This window comes from Streptomyces sp. NPDC048057, assembly GCF_040653095.1.
GTDB lineage: Bacteria > Actinomycetota > Actinomycetes > Streptomycetales > Streptomycetaceae > Streptomyces.
This window is the reverse complement of record NZ_JBEZNF010000032.1, coordinates 82,384-100,919: the sequence shown is the minus strand read 5'-3', so window position 1 is coordinate 100,919 and position 18,536 is coordinate 82,384. Positions and strand designations below refer to the sequence as shown.

At 72.5% G+C, this 18,536-nt stretch carries 16 protein-coding genes; 6 read left to right on the top strand and 10 right to left on the bottom strand.

Going from position 1 to position 18,536, the window contains the following annotated elements:
* Nucleotides 1-118: 118 nt before the first annotated feature.
* Nucleotides 119-781: an endonuclease NucS gene (nucS, locus tag AB0E05_RS30760; protein ID WP_361969594.1), complete on the bottom strand. Its 663-nt coding sequence runs from the start codon at nucleotides 779-781 to the stop codon at nucleotides 119-121.
* Between the two features lie 307 nt (nucleotides 782-1,088).
* Between nucS and AB0E05_RS30755 the strand changes: the two genes are divergently transcribed.
* Nucleotides 1,089-1,481 carry an SCO5389 family protein gene (locus AB0E05_RS30755; RefSeq protein WP_361969591.1) on the top strand — a complete coding sequence of 131 codons (393 nt, stop codon included), beginning with the start codon at nucleotides 1,089-1,091 and terminating at the stop codon, nucleotides 1,479-1,481.
* A 212-nt stretch (nucleotides 1,482-1,693) separates the two neighbouring features.
* On the opposite strand, the gene AB0E05_RS30750 is transcribed toward AB0E05_RS30755, so the two are convergent.
* Nucleotides 1,694-2,734, bottom strand: a complete 1,041-nt coding sequence (locus AB0E05_RS30750; RefSeq protein ID WP_361969588.1) for an LLM class flavin-dependent oxidoreductase — start codon at nucleotides 2,732-2,734, stop codon at nucleotides 1,694-1,696.
* A gap of 218 nt (nucleotides 2,735-2,952) precedes the next feature.
* On the opposite strand from AB0E05_RS30750, the gene AB0E05_RS30745 reads away from it, so the two are divergent.
* Nucleotides 2,953-3,282, top strand: a complete 330-nt coding sequence (locus AB0E05_RS30745; RefSeq protein ID WP_361969585.1) for an ATP/GTP-binding protein — start codon at nucleotides 2,953-2,955, stop codon at nucleotides 3,280-3,282.
* A 39-nt stretch (nucleotides 3,283-3,321) separates the two neighbouring features.
* Here the strand turns inward: AB0E05_RS30745 and AB0E05_RS30740 are convergent, their stop codons facing one another.
* The 7 genes from AB0E05_RS30740 to mce all read right to left on the bottom strand — a co-directional run bounded on the left by AB0E05_RS30740 (nucleotide 3,322) and on the right by mce (nucleotide 12,977).
* Nucleotides 3,322-4,164, bottom strand: coding sequence for an ABC transporter permease subunit (locus AB0E05_RS30740; RefSeq protein WP_361969582.1), 843 nt, complete (start codon nucleotides 4,162-4,164; stop codon nucleotides 3,322-3,324).
* Nucleotides 4,161-5,300, bottom strand: coding sequence for an ABC transporter ATP-binding protein (locus AB0E05_RS30735; RefSeq protein ID WP_361969580.1), 1,140 nt, complete (start codon nucleotides 5,298-5,300; stop codon nucleotides 4,161-4,163). Before AB0E05_RS30735 ends, AB0E05_RS30740 begins: the two co-directional genes overlap by 4 nt.
* A gap of 180 nt (nucleotides 5,301-5,480) precedes the next feature.
* Nucleotides 5,481-6,260, bottom strand: a complete 780-nt coding sequence (locus AB0E05_RS30730; protein ID WP_361969577.1) for an ABC transporter permease subunit — start codon at nucleotides 6,258-6,260, stop codon at nucleotides 5,481-5,483.
* 3 nt (nucleotides 6,261-6,263) lie between these two features.
* Nucleotides 6,264-7,259, bottom strand: a complete 996-nt coding sequence (locus tag AB0E05_RS30725) for an ATP-binding cassette domain-containing protein (protein ID WP_361969575.1) — start codon at nucleotides 7,257-7,259, stop codon at nucleotides 6,264-6,266.
* A 107-nt stretch (nucleotides 7,260-7,366) separates the two neighbouring features.
* Complete coding sequence (locus AB0E05_RS30720; protein WP_361969572.1) at nucleotides 7,367-8,305, bottom strand: cellulose-binding protein; 939 nt, start codon at nucleotides 8,303-8,305, stop codon at nucleotides 7,367-7,369.
* A gap of 224 nt (nucleotides 8,306-8,529) precedes the next feature.
* The gene (gene scy, locus AB0E05_RS30715; RefSeq protein WP_361969569.1) at nucleotides 8,530-12,381 is read right to left on the bottom strand and encodes a polarized growth protein Scy; all 3,852 of its coding nucleotides are present in this window, start codon (nucleotides 12,379-12,381) and stop codon (nucleotides 8,530-8,532) included.
* 167 nt (nucleotides 12,382-12,548) lie between these two features.
* Complete coding sequence (mce, locus tag AB0E05_RS30710; protein ID WP_361969566.1) at nucleotides 12,549-12,977, bottom strand: methylmalonyl-CoA epimerase; 429 nt, start codon at nucleotides 12,975-12,977, stop codon at nucleotides 12,549-12,551.
* 165 nt (nucleotides 12,978-13,142) lie between these two features.
* On the opposite strand from mce, the gene AB0E05_RS30705 reads away from it, so the two are divergent.
* Complete coding sequence (locus tag AB0E05_RS30705) at nucleotides 13,143-14,345, top strand: acetyl-CoA C-acetyltransferase (RefSeq protein ID WP_361969563.1); 1,203 nt, start codon at nucleotides 13,143-13,145, stop codon at nucleotides 14,343-14,345.
* A 56-nt stretch (nucleotides 14,346-14,401) separates the two neighbouring features.
* Nucleotides 14,402-15,367: a methylmalonyl Co-A mutase-associated GTPase MeaB gene (meaB, locus tag AB0E05_RS30700; protein WP_361969560.1), complete on the top strand. Its 966-nt coding sequence runs from the start codon at nucleotides 14,402-14,404 to the stop codon at nucleotides 15,365-15,367.
* A gap of 341 nt (nucleotides 15,368-15,708) precedes the next feature.
* Here meaB and AB0E05_RS30695 read toward each other — a convergent pair whose 3' ends face one another.
* Nucleotides 15,709-16,275 carry a PepSY domain-containing protein gene (locus AB0E05_RS30695; protein WP_361969557.1) on the bottom strand — a complete coding sequence of 189 codons (567 nt, stop codon included), beginning with the start codon at nucleotides 16,273-16,275 and terminating at the stop codon, nucleotides 15,709-15,711.
* A 126-nt stretch (nucleotides 16,276-16,401) separates the two neighbouring features.
* On the opposite strand from AB0E05_RS30695, the gene AB0E05_RS30690 reads away from it, so the two are divergent.
* The gene (locus AB0E05_RS30690; protein WP_361969554.1) at nucleotides 16,402-17,097 is read left to right on the top strand and encodes a response regulator transcription factor; all 696 of its coding nucleotides are present in this window, start codon (nucleotides 16,402-16,404) and stop codon (nucleotides 17,095-17,097) included.
* Nucleotides 17,094-18,524, top strand: coding sequence for a HAMP domain-containing sensor histidine kinase (locus tag AB0E05_RS30685; RefSeq protein WP_361969551.1), 1,431 nt, complete (start codon nucleotides 17,094-17,096; stop codon nucleotides 18,522-18,524). Before AB0E05_RS30690 ends, AB0E05_RS30685 begins: the two co-directional genes overlap by 4 nt.
* Nucleotides 18,525-18,536 lie beyond the last annotated feature (12 nt).

Here is an 18,536-nt window from a genome sequence, read left to right as displayed (position 1 = left end):
CCCGGGCTGTCGCCCCCTCCGCCGCGTGGCCCCCCGCCCTCACGGGCTTGGGTGTGGGGGGGGGGGGCCGCCCCCCCCCCCCCCCGCCCGCTTCGTCGTACCGCCTTCAGCAGCCCGCTCAGAAGAGCCTGAGCTTGTCGTCCTCGACGCCGCGCAGCGCGTTGTAGTCCAGCACCACGCATCCGATGCCGCGGTCCGTCGCCAGCACCCGGGCCTGCGGCTTGATCTCCTGCGCGGCGAAGACGCCCCGCACGGGCGCAAGGTGCGGATCGCGGTTCAGCAGCTCCAGATAGCGCGTCAGCTGCTCCACGCCGTCGATCTCGCCGCGGCGCTTGATCTCCACCGCCACCGTGGCGCCGTCGGAGTCCCGGCACAGGATGTCCACGGGCCCGATCGCGGTGGGGTACTCACGGCGGACCAGGGTGTAGCCGTCGCCGAGTGTCTCGATCCGGTCGGCCAACAGCTCCTGGAGGTGCGCCTCCACGCCGTCCTTGATCAGACCTGGGTCGACGCCCAGCTCGTGGGAGGAGTCGTGCAGGACTTCCTCCATGGTGATGATCAATTTTTCGCCGGCTTTGTTGATGACCGTCCACACACTGTCGTCGCCCTCCTTGAGTGTGCAGGGCGGGGACATCCAGTTGAGCGGTTTGTACGCCCGGTCGTCCGCATGGATGGAGACGCTGCCGTCGGCCTTCACGAGGATCAGGCGGGGGGCGGAGGGAAGGTGGGCGGTGAGCCTGCCCACGTAGTCCACGGAGCAGCGAGCGATGACAAGGCGCATGGTCGGCAACGCTACTCGACGCCCGGGGTCGCGCGCGATTCCGTCTGCGCTCGGCCGTCCGCACCGGGTACTGAGCCTGGCTGAGGCGCTTCGGGTCGCCCCTCTTGTCCGTGTTCGTTTCTGGCCGGTTGTCTGCCCAATCTCCTGGTGCGCGCGGGACGGCGCACTTACCGTGGATGCAGGAGGTTGCCGGTCGCGCACTCTGCGTCGTCATGCGTCATGCGCATGTCGAGGCATTCCGGTGGTTTCCGGCGTTTCCTGCCCTGCCCGCAAGGCCCCGCGCCCCGGGGCCGCGAGAGGAGAACCCATGTCGCTCGACGTCTCACCGGCGCTGTTGGAACAGGCCGAGCGAGGCGAGGTCGACGAAGCCGCCTTCGTCGACTGCGTCCGGACCTCCCTGCCCTTCGCATGGGAGATGATCAGTTCTCTGGTGGCACAGCTGAAGGTCGACGGCGGCGACTTCGCCGACAACCAGACGCCTCCGCCGGACGAGCAGGCACGCGGCCAACTGCTGCGCGCACTCGCCAGCGATGCGATCCGCGGTGCGCTGGAGCGGCACTTCGGCGTGCGTCTGGCATTCCAGAACTGTCACCGCGTCGCGGTGTTCCCGTTGGACCCCTCGGTGGACGAGCGGCTCGCCCGCTTCACCTCCGCGCGGGCACAGTTGTTGAACCAGTCGCCCGAACTGCGCGACTGCTGAGGTCTTCTTGCGGTCGTCGGAGCGGCTTGGCATCGCGGGAGATGCGGGGGCGTTCGACCGCGCGGAGAGCGGGCTCTCCCACGAGCCCCCCGCGCGAGGGGCGGGTCCTCTCGGCGGGGGGCTCCGTGCGTCCGTGCCGCCCGCCGCGCCGTCTCGGCGGCACGGCGGGCGGGGGAGCGGGGACGCACCTGCGGTGTGCAGCGCACCAGGGGTCAGACCAGCAGGGGGAGCACTTCCTCGCCGAGGCGGCGGATGTTGGACTCGGTGCCCGCGAGGTCCCCGGAGCCCTCGGTCAGCAGCGCGAAGCGGCGGATGCCGGTGCGCTCCGCGGTCGCCGCGAGGCGGTCCGCGACGAGCCGGGGCGGCCCGACGGGGTGGATCGAGCAGAGCAGTTCCGTATAGCCCACGGGGTCGCGCATCACGCGATGGCTGCCGTCGACCGTGACGTGTGCGTCCAGGCCCTGCTTCAGCCAGCCGGGCATGGCCTTCACCAGGGTCTCGCGCGCCTCGTTGGCCCGGTCGGCGATCTGGGCCACGCCGGCGGAGACGTGCCCGGCCTCGGCGACGGCGTCGGGGCAGTGGCCGGCCTCCAGGGCGTGCCGCCGCCACAGGGCGACCATCTCCGCCTTCTCCTCGTCGCCGCAGTGCATGCCGAGGAGCATCGGGAGTCCGTGCTCGGCGGCGAGGCGGACGCTCGTCGGCGAGGTGCAGGCCACGATCACCTCGGGGCCCTGTCCGTCGGCCCGGTCGTCCGCCACCGACTCGTCGGGGCGGGGCACCACGGTCACTTCGCGGAACCGGTACCGATCGCCGCTCGCAGCCACCGAGGGCTCGCGCAGCCACCGCATCAACAGGTCCAACGACTCCGGGAACCCGCGCTCGTACGCCTCGATGCCGCCGCCGAACACCTCCAGGTCGACCCAGGGCCCGCCGCGGCCTACCCCGAGCGAGAACCGGCCGCCGCTGGTGAGGTGCAGCAGCGCGGTCTGCTCGCCGAGCGCCACCGGATGGGCGCTGGGCAGCACGGTCACCGCGGTGCCCACCCGGATGCGGCTGGTGCGGCCCAGCAGCAGCGCGGCGAGCGTCACCGCCGACGGGCAGACCCCGTACGGCACGAAGTGGTGCTCGGCCAGCCAGACGGCGTCCAGCCCGGACTCCTCCGCGACCTCGGCGGAGCGCACCGCCCGGTGCAGCGCCTCCCCCTGTCCCTGGCCCGGGAATTGAGCGGCCAGGACGAACGTACCCAGGCGCATCGCCTTCTGCCTCCTCGCGACCGACGCGTCACTCCCCCTGCCCGCATTAACGTCTGACACGTGCCAAAGGCACGGGCCACGGCGAAGTTCTTGCGATTGTCCGGTAACTGGACCCAAGGGGTGGCCCGGGATCACCCTCCCGTGTACGTGTGCCGCAGCCTCCGGCCCGTAGGCTGGACTCGACAGGAAACGTCCCCACTTGCCCCGCGAGGTGCCGCGTGTCCCCCCGCCGCAACCGCCCCAAGGGCGGCGACAACCCCACCGACCGCTCCGGCGACGCCGGCGACCGGTACGGCGGCTTCGGCCGCGCCGAGACCTGGCAGGGCGAGGAGTGGTCGGTCCGGCACGTCGCCGGTGCGAGCACCGCGGGCAAGACGTACCGCTGCCCCGGCTGCGACCAGGAGATCCCCTCCGGCGTGCCGCACGTGGTCGCCTGGCCCGAGCGCGGCGGGGTGGACGACCGCCGGCACTGGCACAAGGCGTGCTGGAACGCGAAGGACCGCCGCACCTCACGGGTGCAGCGGTCCAGGAACGCCCCCCGGTACTGAACGCACGGCGCGCGCCGGCCCGTTCGAGACCGAAAGGACCTAGACGTCCCGGCTGAACAGGGAGGCGTACGCACCGGCCAGCGCGCCCGCCGTCAGACCGGCCATGATCCACAGCGGGTCCCAGCCCTGCGGGCCGGACTCGATGAGGGCGTCGTCGTACAACACCCCGAGCTGGCTGGGGATGGAGTACTGCAACAGGAACTCCCCGGTGTCCTCCAGGGAGCTGCCCATCATGAACATCCCCACGACCAGCGGCAGCAGGACGACGCCGATCATGATCGTGATGGCGCCCGCGGAGTGGCGGATGACGGCGCCTACCGCCAGCGAGAGCAGTCCGAGCATGCCGAGGTAGAGGCTGACGCCGAGGGTCGCGCGGAACCACTGCTCGCCGTCGGGCTCGCCGCCGAGCATCCCGACCTGCATGGCGCCGACGAGCAGCGTCGTGACGACGGTGACGCCGAAGACGAGCAGGAAGTACACGATCGCCTTGGCGGTGAGCACCCGCGCCCGGTTCGGGCAGGCGGTCAGGGTGGTCCGGATCAGCCCGGTGCCGTACTCGGACGCGATCGTCAGCACCCCGAGGGTGATCACGCAGAGGCTGCCGAGGAGGGTGCCGAAGAAGCCGAGCGTCAGCACCTCGTCCCGGTCGTAGCCGTCGTCGGTGGTGCTGACCACCACGGCGATGAGGAGCGCGATGCCGACGAGCAGGGCGACCATCACGCCCAGCGTCCACATCGTGGAGCGCACGGAACGGATCTTGGTCCACTCGGAGGCCAGCGCGTCCCCGAGGGTGGCCTTGCGGATCGGGATCGGCGAGGTGTACTCGGCCGGCGCGGCGTACTCGGGGACGGGGGCGCCCGGCTGCTGGTAAGGGGGGGTCATCGGGCGTCCTCGGACGGGTCGGGGGAGGTCGGGGGCGCAGGAGCCGGCGGGGCGGCCGGCGGCGGTCCCGCGGGCGCGGGCGGCGGCGGCGCGGCGGCGTACGGGTTCTGCCCGGGCGCCGGCGGTGCGTACCAGCCGTGCTGCGGCCCCTGGGGCCCCGGCGCGGCCTGCGGCGGCGCCCCGTACGGCAGCTGCTCCATCAGCCCCGACTTCTGGTCGCTCGTGGAGCGGAAGTCGACCGCGGCCTGGGTCATCCGCATGTACGCCTCCTCCAGCGACGCCTGGTGCGGCGACAGCTCCCACAGCCGTACGTCCGCCTCGTGCGCGAGGTCGCTGATGCGCGGCAGCGGCAGCCCGGTCACCCGCAGGGCGCCGTCCGTCTCCGGCATCACCTGGCCGCCGGCCTCGGCGAGCGCGGTGGACAGCTTCTCCCGCAGCTCCGGCTCGTCCAGGGGGGTGCGCACCCGGGCGAAGCCCGCGGAGTTCGCCGAGATGAAGTCCCGCACGCTCATGTCGGCGAGGAGCTGGCCCCGGCCGATCACGATGAGGTGGTCGGCGGTGAGGGCCATTTCGCTCATCAGGTGCGAGGAGACGAAGACCGTACGGCCCTCGGCGGCGAGCTGCCTCATCAGGTTGCGCACCCACAGGATGCCCTCGGGGTCGAGACCGTTGACCGGCTCGTCGAAGAGCAGCACCCGGGGGTCGCCGAGCAGCGCCGCGGCGATGCCCAGGCGCTGCCCCATGCCGAGGGAGAAGCCCTTGGAGCGGCGCTTGGCCACGTCCTGGAGCCCCACCACGCCCAGCACCTCGTCGACCCGCCGCGCCGGGATCCCGGAGAGCTGGGCGAGCGACAGCAGGTGGTTGCGGGCGCTGCGTCCGCCGTGCACCGCTTTGGCGTCCAGCAGGGCGCCGACCTCGCGGGGCGCGTTCGGCGCGTGCCGGAAGGCCCGGCCGCCGACCGTCACCGTGCCCGACGTGGGATTGTCCAGCCCCAGGATCATGCGCATGGTGGTGGACTTGCCGGCACCGTTGGGGCCCAGGAATCCGGTCACGGCCCCGGGCCTGACCTGGAACGAAAGGTTGTACACGGCCGTTTGCGCGCCGTAGCGCTTCGTCAGGCCGACTGCCTCGATCATGCTCCTGCCCCATTGACTTCCGGTTGGTCCGGGGCCCGGCAACGCTGCCGTTCGCCCCCCGTAAGTCAATGAGCTTATCGGGCGGCGAACGGTTCCCACCGCGGCGTCACACTGGGCTCACAGTCGGGTGACGCTCCGTCCTCGGGGCTTCCGGGCATCCGGTCTCGGGTGCTCGCGCTCTCAGGCGTCCCGCTTCTTGAGCACCAGGTACGCGCCGACCATCGCCACGACCACCCACAGGCCCATGATGCCGAGGCCCTCCCAGGGGCCGTAGGGCGCCTTGTCGCTGCCCAGGGCGTCCGGGACCACCCGCATGATCTGCGAGCCGGCCTGGTCGGGGAAGTAGCGCGCGACCTCCTTCGCCTTGGGGACCACGGAGAGGATCCCGGAGACGAGGAAGAAGAACGGCATCAGGATGCCGAGCGCCAGCACCGTGCTGCGCAGCATCGTGGCGACGGCCATGGAGAAGAGGGCCATCAGCATCATGTAGATGCCGGCGCCGGTGACCGCGCGCAGGACGTTCTCGGCGCCGAGGTCGGTGCCGTGGTCGCCGAGCAGGGCCTGGCCGACGAAGAAGGTGGTGAAGCTGGTGACCATGCCGACGAGCAGGGCCAGCGCGGTGGCGACCGCCATCTTCCCGAAGAGGAAGGTGGCGCGCTGCGGGACGGCGGCCAGGGAGGTGCGGATCATGCCGGAGCTGTACTCCGTACCGATCACCAGGACGCCGAAGACCACCATCGCCAGCTGGCCGAGCGAGGTGCCGGAGAAGCTGACGAACGTCGGGTCGAAGGTCAGCCGCTCGCTGTCGGAGAGGTCGCTGAAGGTCGCGTTGAAGACCGCGCTGAGCGCCGCGCCGATCACGACCGTCGCCACGAAGGCGGCTACCAGGGTCCACATCGTGGATGACACCGTGCGGACCTTGGTCCACTCGGACTGGAGGACGGCGGGTACCGAGGCCATGCGTCAGGCTCCCTTGTTCTGGTCGTTGCTCTGGCCCCAGCCGGCGCCCCACGGGGGGCCGGGCTGTCCCTGCTGGAGCGCGGCGCCCGGGGTCGGGGTGCCGTGCGCGTGGTACTCCACCGCGCTCGCGGTCATCTGCATGAACGCTTCTTCCAGCGAAGCCTGCTGTGCGCTCAGCTCGTGCAGGACGATCTGGTGCTGGGCCGCGAGTTCGCCCAGGGACTCCGTCGTCGCGCCGTCGACCTCCAGGGCTCCGGCCGACTCCAGCACCGTGAGGCCCTTTGCGTGGATCAGGTCGCGCAACTGCTCCGGCTGCGGGGTCCGCAGTCGTACGTAACTGCGCGAGTTCTGCCGGATGAACTCCGCCATCGAGGTGTCCGCCAGCAGCTTTCCCTGACCGATCACGATCAAGTGCTCGGCGGTCAGGGCCATTTCGCTCATCAGGTGCGACGAGACGAAGATCGTGCGCCCTTCCGCGGCGAGCTGCTTCATCAGATTGCGGATCCAGTGGATGCCTTCGGGGTCGAGGCCGTTCACCGGCTCGTCGAAGAGCAACACCTGCGGATCTCCGAGCAGCGCCGAGGCAATGCCGAGGCGCTGACCCATACCGAGGGAAAATCCTTTCGATTTCTTGCGCGCCACCGGCGTCAGACCCACGACGTCCAGCACTTCGGAGACCCGCGACTGGGGGATCCGATTGGACTGGGCCAGACACAGCAGGTTGTTGTACGCGCTGCGCCCGCCGTGCATCGCCTTGGCGTCCAAGAGCGCGCCGATGTACTTCAGCGGCTCCTGGAGCTCGCGGTAGTGCTTCCCGTCGATCCGCACCGAACCCGACGTCGGGTTGTCGAGATCGAGCATCATTCGCATCGTCGTCGACTTGCCCGCACCGTTCGGGCCCAGAAAACCGGTGATCATCCCCGGTCGGACCTGGAACGAGAGGTTGTCGACGGCGAGCTTCGTACCGAAGCGCTTGGTGAGACCCTCTAGCTCGATCATGGCGCCCACGCTAACGGGCGCGACGAGCCCCCCGCCACTTGAGCGACGGGGGGCCCGACGGTTGGTTTGGAGCTGTGACCTGACGAGAGGTCGACTGCGGCTCCGGCTCAGCGGGACTGCTGGGCCGGGACGCCGCGGGAGATCGGCTCGTCGTCGGCGGGCGCGCCCGCCGCGGCCACCGCGGCACCGGTCAGCGTCGCCAGCATCTCACGGACGTTGGTGAGCTGCGCGTTGATCGAGTCGCGGCGGTTGGTGAGCGCCGCCAGCTCGCGCTCCGATTCGCTGCGGATCCGGTCGGCCTTGGCATTGGCGTCGGCCACGATGTCCTCGGCCTGGCGCTGCGCGGTCTCCACCGTCTGACGGGCCCGGCGCTCCGCGTCCGTCCGCAGCTTCTCCGCCTCCAGGCGCAGCTGCTCCGCCCGGTGCTCGATCTCCGCCAGCCGCTTCTCCGCCTTGGCCTGACGCGACGCCAGGTCGCGCTCGGACTGCTCGCGGCGCTTGGCCAGGTTCGTCTCGAAGTCGGCCGCGGCCTGGGCCGCCTTGGCGCGCGTCTCCTCGAAGAGCGCGTCGGCCTCCTCGCGCTTGGACTGCGCGTCCTTCTGCGCGTCGGCCCGCAGCTGGCTCGCGTCGCCCTTCGCCTTCTCGACGATGCGGACGCCCTCGTCCTCGGCCTTCTGCTTGCGGTCGGCGGCGAACTGCTCGGCGTCGCTGCGCACCTGCTGCGCGGCGGACTCGGCCAGCTCGCGGTGCTGCTCGGCGGCGCGACGCGCCTCCTCGCGCAGGTCCTTCGCCTCCTCCTCGGCGAGGCGGAGGATCTTCTCGACCCGAGCACCGAGGCCGGCGTACGACGGCTCGGCGTCGGTGACCTGCGCCTGGGCGTTCTGCGTTTCGAGGTGCAGCTCCTCAATCCGCTTTTCCAGAGAGGTGATTCGGGTCAGAGCACTGTCACGATCGGCGACGAGCTTGGTAATGCGGTCATCCACCTGACCGCGGTCGTAACCACGCCGCACGAGCTCGAAGCCGAAGGGGGAGGAAGTGTCGCTCATGGGGTTCCTGTCGAATGAGACCGGTGAGGTGATAGGGGGAATCCTAGGGGCCGAAGCGGTGTGTCATCGAGCGGATACGGGTTTGATCTGGAGAATGTGCAGCCTTTTGAGTGGCTGAGCCCTCGACTTGCGCCGTGGAACAGCCCCCGGAGCCCGTCGGGTGACCTCTGTTCGGGCGTGCCGGGGCGCGTCCGCTATCCGATCGAAGGTCACCCGGCAGGCTCTCAGCCACCCGAGGACTTGCCGCCTGAGCGGGTAACTCCCGCTGAGGCGCCCGCTTTGACGCTGCCTGAGGAGCCGCCCGACGACTTGCCGCCCGAGGGCGGACCCTCGAACGACTCCAGGGCCTCCAACACGTCCTGGACCCGGGAGATCTCCGCCTGGATGTCCTGACGCCGACGGGTGAGCACGTCCAACTCCCGCTTGCCGTCGCCGACGAGTCTGCGCGCCTCGACCTCCGCTTCGGCCTTGATCTGCTCGCCCTCGCGGGTCAGCTCGGCCTTCTTCTGCTCGGCCTCCTTGAGCAGGCCCTCGGCCTTCTTCACCGCGGCGATGCGCACCCGGCCCGCCTCCGACGAAGCCTCCGACAGCAGCTCCTTGGCCTTCTCGGCCGACTCGTTGCGCTGCTCGGTGGCCGCCTTCACCAGCTGGTCCACCCGTTCGCCGGCCACCTTCATCTGCTCCGCGGTCTCCCGGCGGGCCCGCTCGTGCAGCTCCTCGACCTCGCCCTCGACGCGCACCCGCAGCTCGTCCGCCCGCTCCCTTATCGCGGTGGAGTCCCGACGTGCGCCCACCAGCAGCTCGTCGGCGTCCGCACGGGCCCGCTCCACCAGGGAGTTGCCCTCCACAGTCGCCTCGGAGACCAACCGCTCCGCCTCCTTGCGGGCCGCACCCACCATCGTGTCGGCCTGCTTCTCCGCCTCCAAAGCCGCCCGCAGCGCCTCCTCCTGGGCCTTGCTGACCAGGTGGTCGGCCTGCTGGGCCGCGTCCCGGCGCCGCTTGGCCGCCGCGTCCCGCGCCTCGTCCACGATGCGGTCGGCCGCCGTACGCGCCTCGCCCCGCACCCGCTCCGCCGCCCGCTCGGCCTCCGTCTTGACCTGCTGAGCCTCGGCCCGCAACCGCTCCGCGACCTGCTGCGCCGCGGCCACGGCCTCCGCGGCCTCCGCCCGCAGTCGCTCCGCGTCCCCGCGCGCCTCGGAGACCAACTGGTCGGCCTGGGACGCCGCGTCCGCGCGCCGCTTGTCCGCGGACTGCCGCGCCTCGTCGAGGACTTCCTGCGCCTCGGCCCTGATGCGCTCGTTCTCGGCCGTCGCCTCCGAGACCAGCCGGTCCGCCTGGCCCGCCGCCTCCGAACGGATCCGGTTGGCGTCGTCCCGGGCCTCCGCCCGGGTCCTGGCGGCGTCCTGCTCGGCGGAGGCCACCGCGTCGGACGCCTCCGTACGCATCCGCTGGGCGTACTCCGCGGAGTCCGCCCGCAGCCGCTCCGACTCGGCGATCGCGTCGGTGACGGTCCGTTCGGCGAGCGCGGTCGCCGCTTCCGTCTCCTCCTGGGCGCGGGCCCGCAGCTGCGTCGCGTCGTCCGTCGCGCGCTCCAGTGCCGCGTGCGCGTCCGCGCGCACCCGGTCCGCCTCTTCCTGAGCCTCCGTACGGGTGCGGTCGGCCGCGTGCTCCGCGGCGGAGCGCAGGCCCGCGATCTCCTGCTCCGCCTGCTCGTGCAGCCCCGACACCGAGTCCCGCACCTGCTTCGCGGTCTGCTCGGCCGCGGCGATCGCCTCCGTGGCGCGCCGGTCGGCGTCCTCGGCCAGCCGCTGCGCTTCGGCCTGGGCCTCCTCGACCCGCTTGCGCGCGGAGCCGAGCAGTTCCTCGCTCTGCTCGCGCGCCCGGTCGCGCTCCTGGTCGGCGTCGTCCCGCGCCGCCTTCAGGATGTCCTCGGCCTCGCGCCTGCGCCGTACGGCCTCCTCCTGCGCAGCCGCCAGCGCCTCCTGCGCCTGGGCGCCGAGCCGGTCGGCCGCCGACGCTGCTTCGGCCCGCAGCCGGTCCGCGGTGTCCTGCGCCTCGTTCTTCAGCTGCTCGGCCTCGGCCGCGGCGTCGCCGCGCAGCCGCACCGCGACGTTCTCCGCCTCCGCGCGGGCCGTCGACGCGTCCGCGGCGGCCTCCGTGCGCAGCCGGTCGGCCTCCTGCCCGGCCTGCTCCTGGAGCGTACGGACGCGCTCGGCGGTCTCCGTGCGCAGCCGGTCGGCCTCCTCCGACGCCTCCCGTCGGATCCGCTCGCCCTCGGAGCGCGCCTCCTGAAGGCCCTGCTCCGCGGACTCCACCCGCGCCTCGGCCTCCGACTGGAGCCGGGCCAGCTCTTCCGCGGCCTCCTCCTGACGGGTCGCCAGCGTCTGCTGGGTCTCCTCGCGCAGGGCGTCCGCGGCCGACTCGGCGGCGGCCCGCATCGAGTCCGCCTGCTCCTCGGCCTCCACGCGCAGCCGCTCGGCCTCCGTGCGGGTGCGCTCCAGGGTCTCCTCGGCCTGCCGGCGCAGCGTCGTCGCCCGCTCGATGGCCTCCGTACGGATCCGCTCGCTGTCGCTGCTCGCGCCCGACCGCAGCTCGTCCGCGTCCGTACGCGCCTTGGTCAGCAGCTCCTCGACGGTGGACGCCGCCTCCTCGATCTGCTGCACCGCCTCGCGACGGGCCTCCGCGCGGATCCGCTCGCCCTCCGAGACCGCCTCGGAGCGCAGCTGCTCCGCCTCGCCGCGCAGCCGCCGCGCCTCCTCCTGGAGCTCGACGGTCCGGGCGCGGTACTCCTTGGTGTCGTCCTTCGCGGCGCCCTTGAGCTGGTCGGCCTGCTCGGCGGCCTCCTCGCGCAGCCGGTCGGCCTCCGCCTCCGCCTCGCGGCGCAGCCGCTCGGCCTCCTCGCCGGCCTTGCGGGTGGTCTCCTGGGCGTCCTCGGACGCCTTGTTCAGGACCTCCTCCGCGTCCCTGGCGGCCTTGGCGATCGCCGCGGCCGAATCCTCGGCCGCGATCTGGCGGGCCTTCTCCCCGGCCTCCGCAAGCTGCTTCTCCGACTGCGAGCGGGCGTCGGTGAGCACCTGCTCGGCCTCCGCCTTCACCGCCTCGGCCTCGGTGGTGGCCTCGGCGACCAGCCGGGCGATCTCGGCCTTGGCGGTGCGGTTGCGCTGCTCGGCCAGGGACTCGGCGCTCGCGACCTGTCGGCCCGCGGCCTCCTTCGCCTCGGCGACCAGCGACTCGGCCTCGGCGCGGGCCTCCCGCAGCCGGTCATCGGCCTCCTGGAGCCGCTGCTCGGCGCTCCGGCTCAGCTCGCTGGCCTGCTGGCGGGCCTGGTCGGACTCGGCGGTCGTGGTCGAGCGCAGCTGCTCGGCGTGGGCGGTGGCCTCCTGGGCCTGGGCCGACGCCGCGTTCAGCATCCGCTCGGCGTCCCGGCGGGCCCGGTGCAGCACGGCCTCCGCCTCGCTGCGGGCGGCGTCCGTCTCCGAGCCGACCCGCGCACGGGTCTCGTCCAGCAGCCGCTTCGAGTCGGCGCGGGCCTGGCCCAGCGCCTGCTCGGCCTCCGCGCGGGACTCGTCGAGCAGCCGTCGGGCCTGCGATTCGGTACGGGCCCGCAGCTGCTCGGCCCAGGCGACGTTCTCGTTGACGTGCGCTTCGACGGTGCGGCGGCGCTCGGCCAGCTCCTGGTCGAGCCGCTGGCGGCGCTGGTTGGCCTCGGTGTGCAGCTCCGCCTGGAGGCGGGCCTGCTGCTCGGCGTGCTCCTGGAGCAGCCGCTGCGCCTGGGCGCGGACCTCGCGCAGCTCGCGTTCGGCGTCCGAACGCATCTGGTCGACCTGGACCTGCGCGTTCCGCAGCATCTGCTCGGCCTGATAGCCGAGGTCCTGGCCGTCGTAGGCGGGGCGGGACGCTAGTGCGCGGCGCGCCTCGTGGAGCTTGGCGCGCAACACCTCGACCTGGTAGCCGAGGTCCTCGGCGTGCTGGACGGCCTTCTCCCGGTCGGTCTTCAGCCGCTTCATCTCGGCTTCGAACCGCGAGAGGTGGTCGTCCTCAGCCCGGTGACTCTCCTGGCGTTCGTAGCCCCGCACTACGCGGTCCCATCCGTCCCCTGGTCGCAACTGATCCCGCACAAGCGCCGTCCGCTCGCGGACGGCCCCCCGGGGAATGGTGACAGAACAATATGAGAGGACGCGTCGCGGCCCCGACCCGGCCCCGGCCCGGAATCGCCCACTCTACCGGGCCGGGTAACCGGAGGTCAGTGCTCCGTTGCAGAGGTGACGAGTTCGGTCAGCACGCCGTGGCAGTCCTTGGGGTGCAGGAAGGTGATCCGGGAGTCCATCGAGCCCCGGCGCGGCTTCTCGTCCAGGACCCGGATCCCCTTCTGCCGGATCGCCTCCGCGTCGCCGTCGACGTCGGCCGTGCCGAAGGCGATGTGGTGGACCCCCTCACCGTTCTTGGCCAGCCACTTCCCCACGGGGGAGTCCTCGCGGATCGGCTCCAGGAGCTGGAGGTAGGAGGCCCCGCCGTCGGAAGTCTCGTTGATCTTGAGCATGGCCTCGCGCACGCCCTGTTCCTCGTTGACCTCCGTGTGGAAGACCTCGAAGCCGTACGTGGCACGGTAGAACTCGACGGTCTCGTCGAGGTCGAAGCAGGCGATCCCGATGTGGTCGATACGCGTCAACATGGGACCAGTGGAACGGCACCGCGCCGGTTACGCAAGGTGCGCGCCATCACACCGGGCGCACGGTGACCCCGGGCCGTACCGCTCAGTACATTGAGGTGAACCATCGTTCACTCCTCGGCGTCAGAGCTCGCAGGCTTTCTCAGGCTTTCTAAGGGGATCGCTCACATGGCAGGAAACACCGACACCACCACGGTGATCGTCTCGGGCGCCCGGACGCCCATGGGCCGGCTCCTCGGCTCGCTGCGGTCCTTCTCCGGCGCGGACCTCGGTTCCTTCGCGATCAAGGCGGCCCTGGACCGGGCCGGCATCGGCCCCGACCAGGTGCAGTACGTGATCATGGGCCAGGTGCTCCAGGCCGGCACGGGGCAGATCCCGGCGCGCCAGGCCGCCGTCAAGGCGGGCATCCCGATGAGCGTGCCCGCGCTCACCATCAACAAGGTCTGCCTCTCCGGCCTCGACGCGATCGCACTGGCGGACCAGCTGATCAGGGCCGGCGAGTTCGACATCGTGGTCGCCGGCGGCCAGGAGTCCATGACGAACGCGCCGCACCTGCTGCCCAAGTCCCGCGAGGGCTTCAAGTACGGCGCCGTGGAGATGCTGGACGCCATGGCGCACGACGGCCTCACCGACGCCTTCGAGGGCATCGCGATGGGCGAGTCCACCGAGAAGCACAACACCCGGCTCGGCATCGAGCGCCCGGCGCAGGACGCCTTCGCCGCCGCGTCCCACCAGCGGGCCGCCGCGGCGCGGAAGAACGGCCTCTTCGACGCCGAGATCACCCCCGTCGAGATCCCGCAGCGCAAGGGCGAGCCCGTCGTCTTCGCCCAGGACGAGGGCATCCGCCCGGAGACCACCGTGGAGGGCCTGGGCCGGCTGCGGCCCGCGTTCGCCGCGGACGGCACCATCACCGCCGGCACCTCCTCGCAGATCTCCGACGGCGCCGCCGCGGTGGTCGTGATGAGCCGCGCCAAGGCGGAGGAGCTGGGCCTGGAGTGGATCGCCGAGATCGGCGCCCACGGCAACGTCGCCGGCCCGGACAACTCCCTCCAGTCCCAGCCGTCCAACGCGATCCTGCACGCCGTGGGCAAGGAGGGCATCGGCGTCGAGGACCTCGACCTCATCGAGATCAACGAGGCGTTCGCCGCGGTCGCCGTGCAGTCAATGAAGGACCTGGGGGTCTCCCCGGAAAGGGTGAACGTCAACGGCGGGGCCATCGCGCTGGGCCACCCCATCGGCATGTCCGGCGCCCGGATCGTGCTGCACCTCGCACTGGAGCTGCGGCGCCGTGGCGGCGGCGTGGGCGCGGCGGCGCTCTGCGGCGGCGGGGGCCAGGGCGACGCGCTGATCGTCCGCGTCCCCGCGAAGTAGGTCGCGAGCGGCATTCCGTACGCATGCGCACGCATACCGAGCCGAGGAGCTGAGCCATGGTGGACGTCGCGGAGCTGGTCGCCCGGGCGAGGGAGGGCCGGCCGCGTGCCGTGGCCCGACTGATCTCGCTGGTGGAGGGGGCGTCGCCGCAACTGCGCGAGGTGATGGCCGCGTTGGCGCCGCTGACCGGCGGGGCGTACGTGGTGGGGCTGACGGGCTCGCCCGGCGTCGGCAAGTCCACCACCACGTCGGCGCTGGTCACCGCGTACCGCAGAACGGGCAAGCGGGTCGGCGTGCTCGCCGTCGACCCCTCGTCGCCCTTCTCCGGCGGGGCGCTCCTCGGCGACCGCGTACGGATGTCGGAACACGCGTCCGACGACGGCGTCTACATCCGCTCGATGGCCACCCGCGGCCACCTCGGCGGCCTGGCCTGGGCCGCACCGCAGGCGGTGCGCGTCCTCGACGCCGCCGGCTGCGACGTGGTCCTCGTCGAAACCGTCGGCGTCGGCCAGTCCGAGGTCGAGATCGCCGCACAGGCCGACACCTCCGTGGTGCTGCTCGCCCCCGGCATGGGCGACGGCATCCAGGCCGCGAAGGCGGGCATCTTGGAGATCGGCGACGTGTACGTGGTGAACAAGGCGGACCGCGACGGCGCGGACGCGACGGCGCGGGAGCTGAACCACATGCTGGGCCTCGGGGAGGCGCGCGGCCCCGGGGACTGGCGGCCCCCCATCGTGAAGACGGTCGCCGCTCGGGCGGAGGGCGTGGACGAGGTCGTCGAGGCGCTGGAGAAGCACCGGGCGTGGATGGAGGAGCGGGGGGTGCTGGCGGAGCGCCGCCTGCGGAGGGCGGCGGGCGAGGTCGAGACGATCGCGGTCACCGCGCTGCGGAGCCGCATCGCGGACCTGGCGGACCTCCACGGCGACCGCCGCCTGGACGCGCTGGCGGCGCGCATCGTCGCGGGCGAGCTGGACCCGTACGGCGCGGCGGACGAACTGGTGGCGGGCGTCACGAGCACGTAGCCCACGGCGCCGGCGGGGCGGTGTGACCCGTCGCCACCCGACTGCGTCCCGTCTGCGGTTGCTCGCGCCCTGACGGCCTCGCCACATCGCTGCGGGCACGTTGGTCGCTACAACCCGGCGGGGGCTGGTCGCGCAGTTCCCCGCGCCCCTGCTTTCCTCCGCTCGCCCTTCGACCACAGGCTGTCCGTGGTGGACGCAGGGGCGAGCAACCATTCACGGCCCGCAGACGACCGACGGTTTGGGGGCGCGGGGAACTGCGCGAGCAACCACCCACCGGTCCGCAGAGACGAACGCACCCGCGGTGCCCCGGCGCGCACGTCCCCCCGCCCCGCAGCCGCAGGTCAGTCGTCGTCGCGGTCCGGCGTCGCCTTCGCCGTGGTCGCGTTGACCTTGACGTCGTGCTCCTTGCCGTCCTTGCCGCGCACCTCGACCTCCCAGGCGTCGTCGTCGAAGTCGACGTCGGTGACCGTGCCCGGCTGGAGGGCGACCGCGGCGTCCGCGGCCTGCTGGGCCGTCACCTTGACGCCCTTGGGCGCGTCGTCGCGGTCGTCGTCCCGGTCGTCGTCCCGGTCGTCGTCGCCGCCGTCGTCGTCGCGGTCATCGCGCTCCGTGACGCTCACCTTCCCCGACTCCGCGTCCACCCGCACCTCGCTCTCCTTGCCGTCCTCGCCGCGGATCTCGACCTCCCAGTCGCCCCCGTCCGCGCCCTTGTCGTCGTCGTCATCGCGGTCCACGGACTCCACGGTGCCCGGGACCTCCGCCAAGGCCGCCTTCGTCGCTTCCTCGACGCTGACCTTCGCGGGGACCTTCGCCGTCGCGGGGTCGTCGGTCGCGGCCACCGCCGTGTAGGCGCCACCGGTCAAAAGTGCCGCGGCCACGGCCGTGGCGATCACGATCTTGCGCTTCATGGAGGGGTCCTCCCCATCGAGGTGGTGCGTCGTTGACTGGACGACCACCAATCTGGCGGAGGGACCCTGAACGCAGCCTGAAGCCACCTGAAGGGATCTTCAGCTTCGGTTTGGGACCCTTGGTCCATGCGTTTGCTGATCGTGGAGGACGAGAAGCGGCTGGCCCTCTCCCTCGCCAGGGGCCTGACCGCCGAGGGGTACGCCGTGGACGTGGTCCACGACGGCCTGGAGGGGCTGCACCGGGCCGCCGAGGGCGCGTACGACCTGGTGGTCCTCGACATCATGCTGCCCGGCATGAACGGCTACCGCGTCTGCGCCGCCCTGCGCGCCGCCGGCAACGAGGTGCCGATCCTGATGCTGACCGCCAAGGACGGCGAGTACGACGAGGCCGAGGGCCTGGACACCGGCGCGGACGACTACCTGACCAAGCCGTTCTCGTACGTCGTCCTCGTCGCCCGGGTCAAGGCGCTGCTGCGCCGTCGCGGTCGCGGCGGCGCGTCGCCGGTGCTGCTCGTCGGCGACCTGCGGGTGGAGACCGCGGCCCGTCGGGTGTTCCGCGGCGAGAGCGAGGTCTCGCTGACCGCCAAGGAGTTCGCGGTCCTGGAGCAGCTCGCGGTGCGCGCCGGGGAGGTCGTCAGCAAGGCGCAGATCCTGGAGCACGTGTGGGACTTCGCGTACGACGGCGACCCGAACATCATCGAGGTGTACATCAGCGCGCTGCGCCGCAAGGTGGGCGCCCCGCGCATCCAGACCGTGCGGGGCGCGGGCTACCGCCTGGTGGCGCCGCCCGGCGCGGGCCCGGACGCCGGGGCGGGGCGATGAGGTCCGTACGGGCCAAGGCCGCGCTCGGCGCCACCGCGGTCGTCGCCGTCGCCCTGGTCGTCGCGGGCACCGCGGTGCTGATGGTGCTGCGGGCGTACCTCTCCGACCAGGCGGAACTCCAGGCCGAGGTCACCGCCCGGGAGGTCGCCGCGCAGGTCGCGCGGGAGGGCGACACGGAGCGCGGACCGCTCACGATCCCGTCCACGGACGACCGGCCCGTGCAGGTCGTCGACGAGGACGGCCGGGTGGTCGCGGTCAGCGACGAGCTGGAGCGGATCTCCGGCACCGGGACGGCGGGCGTGAAGCCGCAGCCGCTGCCGACGGGTGAGGACGAGGGCGACGCCGACGGCGACCGAGACGACCAGGACGAAGACGACCCCGAGCGGAGCGAGGTCTCCGGCAAGGAGCCGCGCTTCGTCAAGGGCGGGGCGACCGTGGACGGGGAGTCCGCCGGTTACGTCTTCGCCGCCGTGGAGGCGACCACGGGCGACGGTCGCACCGTCACGGTCTACGCGGGCGCACCGCTGTCCGTGGAGCAGGACGCCGTGGGCTCGGTGCGCGAGGCGATGCTCATCGGCCTGCCGCCGCTGCTCGTCGTCGTCGCCTCGGTGACCTGGCTGGTGACCCGGCGCGCGCTGAAGCCGGTGGAGGACATCCGCGCCGAGATGGCCGCGATCACCGCTTCGGAGGACCTGTCGCGACGGGTGCCGGAGCCCGCCACCCGGGACGAGGTGGCCCGGCTCGCGCACACCACGAACGAGACGCTGGCGGCGCTGGAGGCGTCCGTGGAGCGGCAGCGGCGGTTCGTCGCGGACGCCTCGCACGAGTTGCGCAGCCCGATCGCCTCGCTGCGTACCCAACTGGAGGTCGGGGAGGCGCATCCGGAGCTGCTGGACGTGCCGGGCGCGGTGGCGGACACCGTACGGCTCCAACAGCTCGCCGCGGACCTGCTGTTGCTGGCCCGGCTGGACGCGGGGGAGCGGCCGGGGCGGACCCGGCTGGACCTGTCGGCGCTGGTGCGCGAGGAGGTGTCGCAGCGCGCCGGGGACCGGGTGACGACGGCCGTGGACGTGGCGGACGGCGTCGAGGTCGCCGGCTCGCACGGACAGCTCGCCCGGGTCCTCGGCAACCTCCTCGACAACGCCCAGCGGCACGCCGCCGCGTCGGTCGAGGTCTCCGTGCGGCGCGAGGGCGGCTCTGCGGTGCTGTCCGTCGGGGACGACGGGGCGGGCGTGCCGGACGCCGAGCGGGAGCGGATCTTCGAGCGGTTCGTACGGCTCGACGACGCCCGCTCGCGCGACGAGGGAGGCGCGGGTCTCGGCCTCGCCATCGCGCGGGACGTCGCCCGGCGGCACGGCGGGACGCTCACGGTGGGGCGGTCCCGGGCGGGCGGCGCGCAGTTCGTGCTGCGGCTGCCCGCGCCGTGAGGCGACGGCGGA

Excerpts from the sequence above, each read along its gene's own strand:
- AB0E05_RS30705 (WP_361969563.1), top strand. The coding sequence starts at position 13,143 with ATGGCAGGAAACACCGACACCACCACGGTGATCGTCTCGGGCGCCCGG.
- AB0E05_RS30750 (WP_361969588.1), bottom strand. The coding sequence starts at position 2,734 with ATGCGCCTGGGTACGTTCGTCCTGGCCGCTCAATTCCCGGGCCAGGGA.
- AB0E05_RS30695 (WP_361969557.1), bottom strand. The coding sequence starts at position 16,275 with ATGAAGCGCAAGATCGTGATCGCCACGGCCGTGGCCGCGGCACTTTTG.
- nucS (WP_361969594.1), bottom strand. The coding sequence starts at position 781 with ATGCGCCTTGTCATCGCTCGCTGCTCCGTGGACTACGTGGGCAGGCTC.
- AB0E05_RS30735 (WP_361969580.1), bottom strand. The coding sequence starts at position 5,300 with ATGATCGAGGCAGTCGGCCTGACGAAGCGCTACGGCGCGCAAACGGCC.
- AB0E05_RS30690 (WP_361969554.1), top strand. The coding sequence starts at position 16,402 with ATGCGTTTGCTGATCGTGGAGGACGAGAAGCGGCTGGCCCTCTCCCTC.
- meaB (WP_361969560.1), top strand. The coding sequence starts at position 14,402 with ATGGTGGACGTCGCGGAGCTGGTCGCCCGGGCGAGGGAGGGCCGGCCG.
- AB0E05_RS30730 (WP_361969577.1), bottom strand. The coding sequence starts at position 6,260 with ATGGCCTCGGTACCCGCCGTCCTCCAGTCCGAGTGGACCAAGGTCCGC.
- AB0E05_RS30755 (WP_361969591.1), top strand. The coding sequence starts at position 1,089 with ATGTCGCTCGACGTCTCACCGGCGCTGTTGGAACAGGCCGAGCGAGGC.
- AB0E05_RS30725 (WP_361969575.1), bottom strand. The coding sequence starts at position 7,259 with ATGATCGAGCTAGAGGGTCTCACCAAGCGCTTCGGTACGAAGCTCGCC.
- AB0E05_RS30740 (WP_361969582.1), bottom strand. The coding sequence starts at position 4,164 with ATGACCCCCCCTTACCAGCAGCCGGGCGCCCCCGTCCCCGAGTACGCC.
- AB0E05_RS30720 (WP_361969572.1), bottom strand. The coding sequence starts at position 8,305 with ATGAGCGACACTTCCTCCCCCTTCGGCTTCGAGCTCGTGCGGCGTGGT.
- AB0E05_RS30685 (WP_361969551.1), top strand. The coding sequence starts at position 17,094 with ATGAGGTCCGTACGGGCCAAGGCCGCGCTCGGCGCCACCGCGGTCGTC.
- mce (WP_361969566.1), bottom strand. The coding sequence starts at position 12,977 with ATGTTGACGCGTATCGACCACATCGGGATCGCCTGCTTCGACCTCGAC.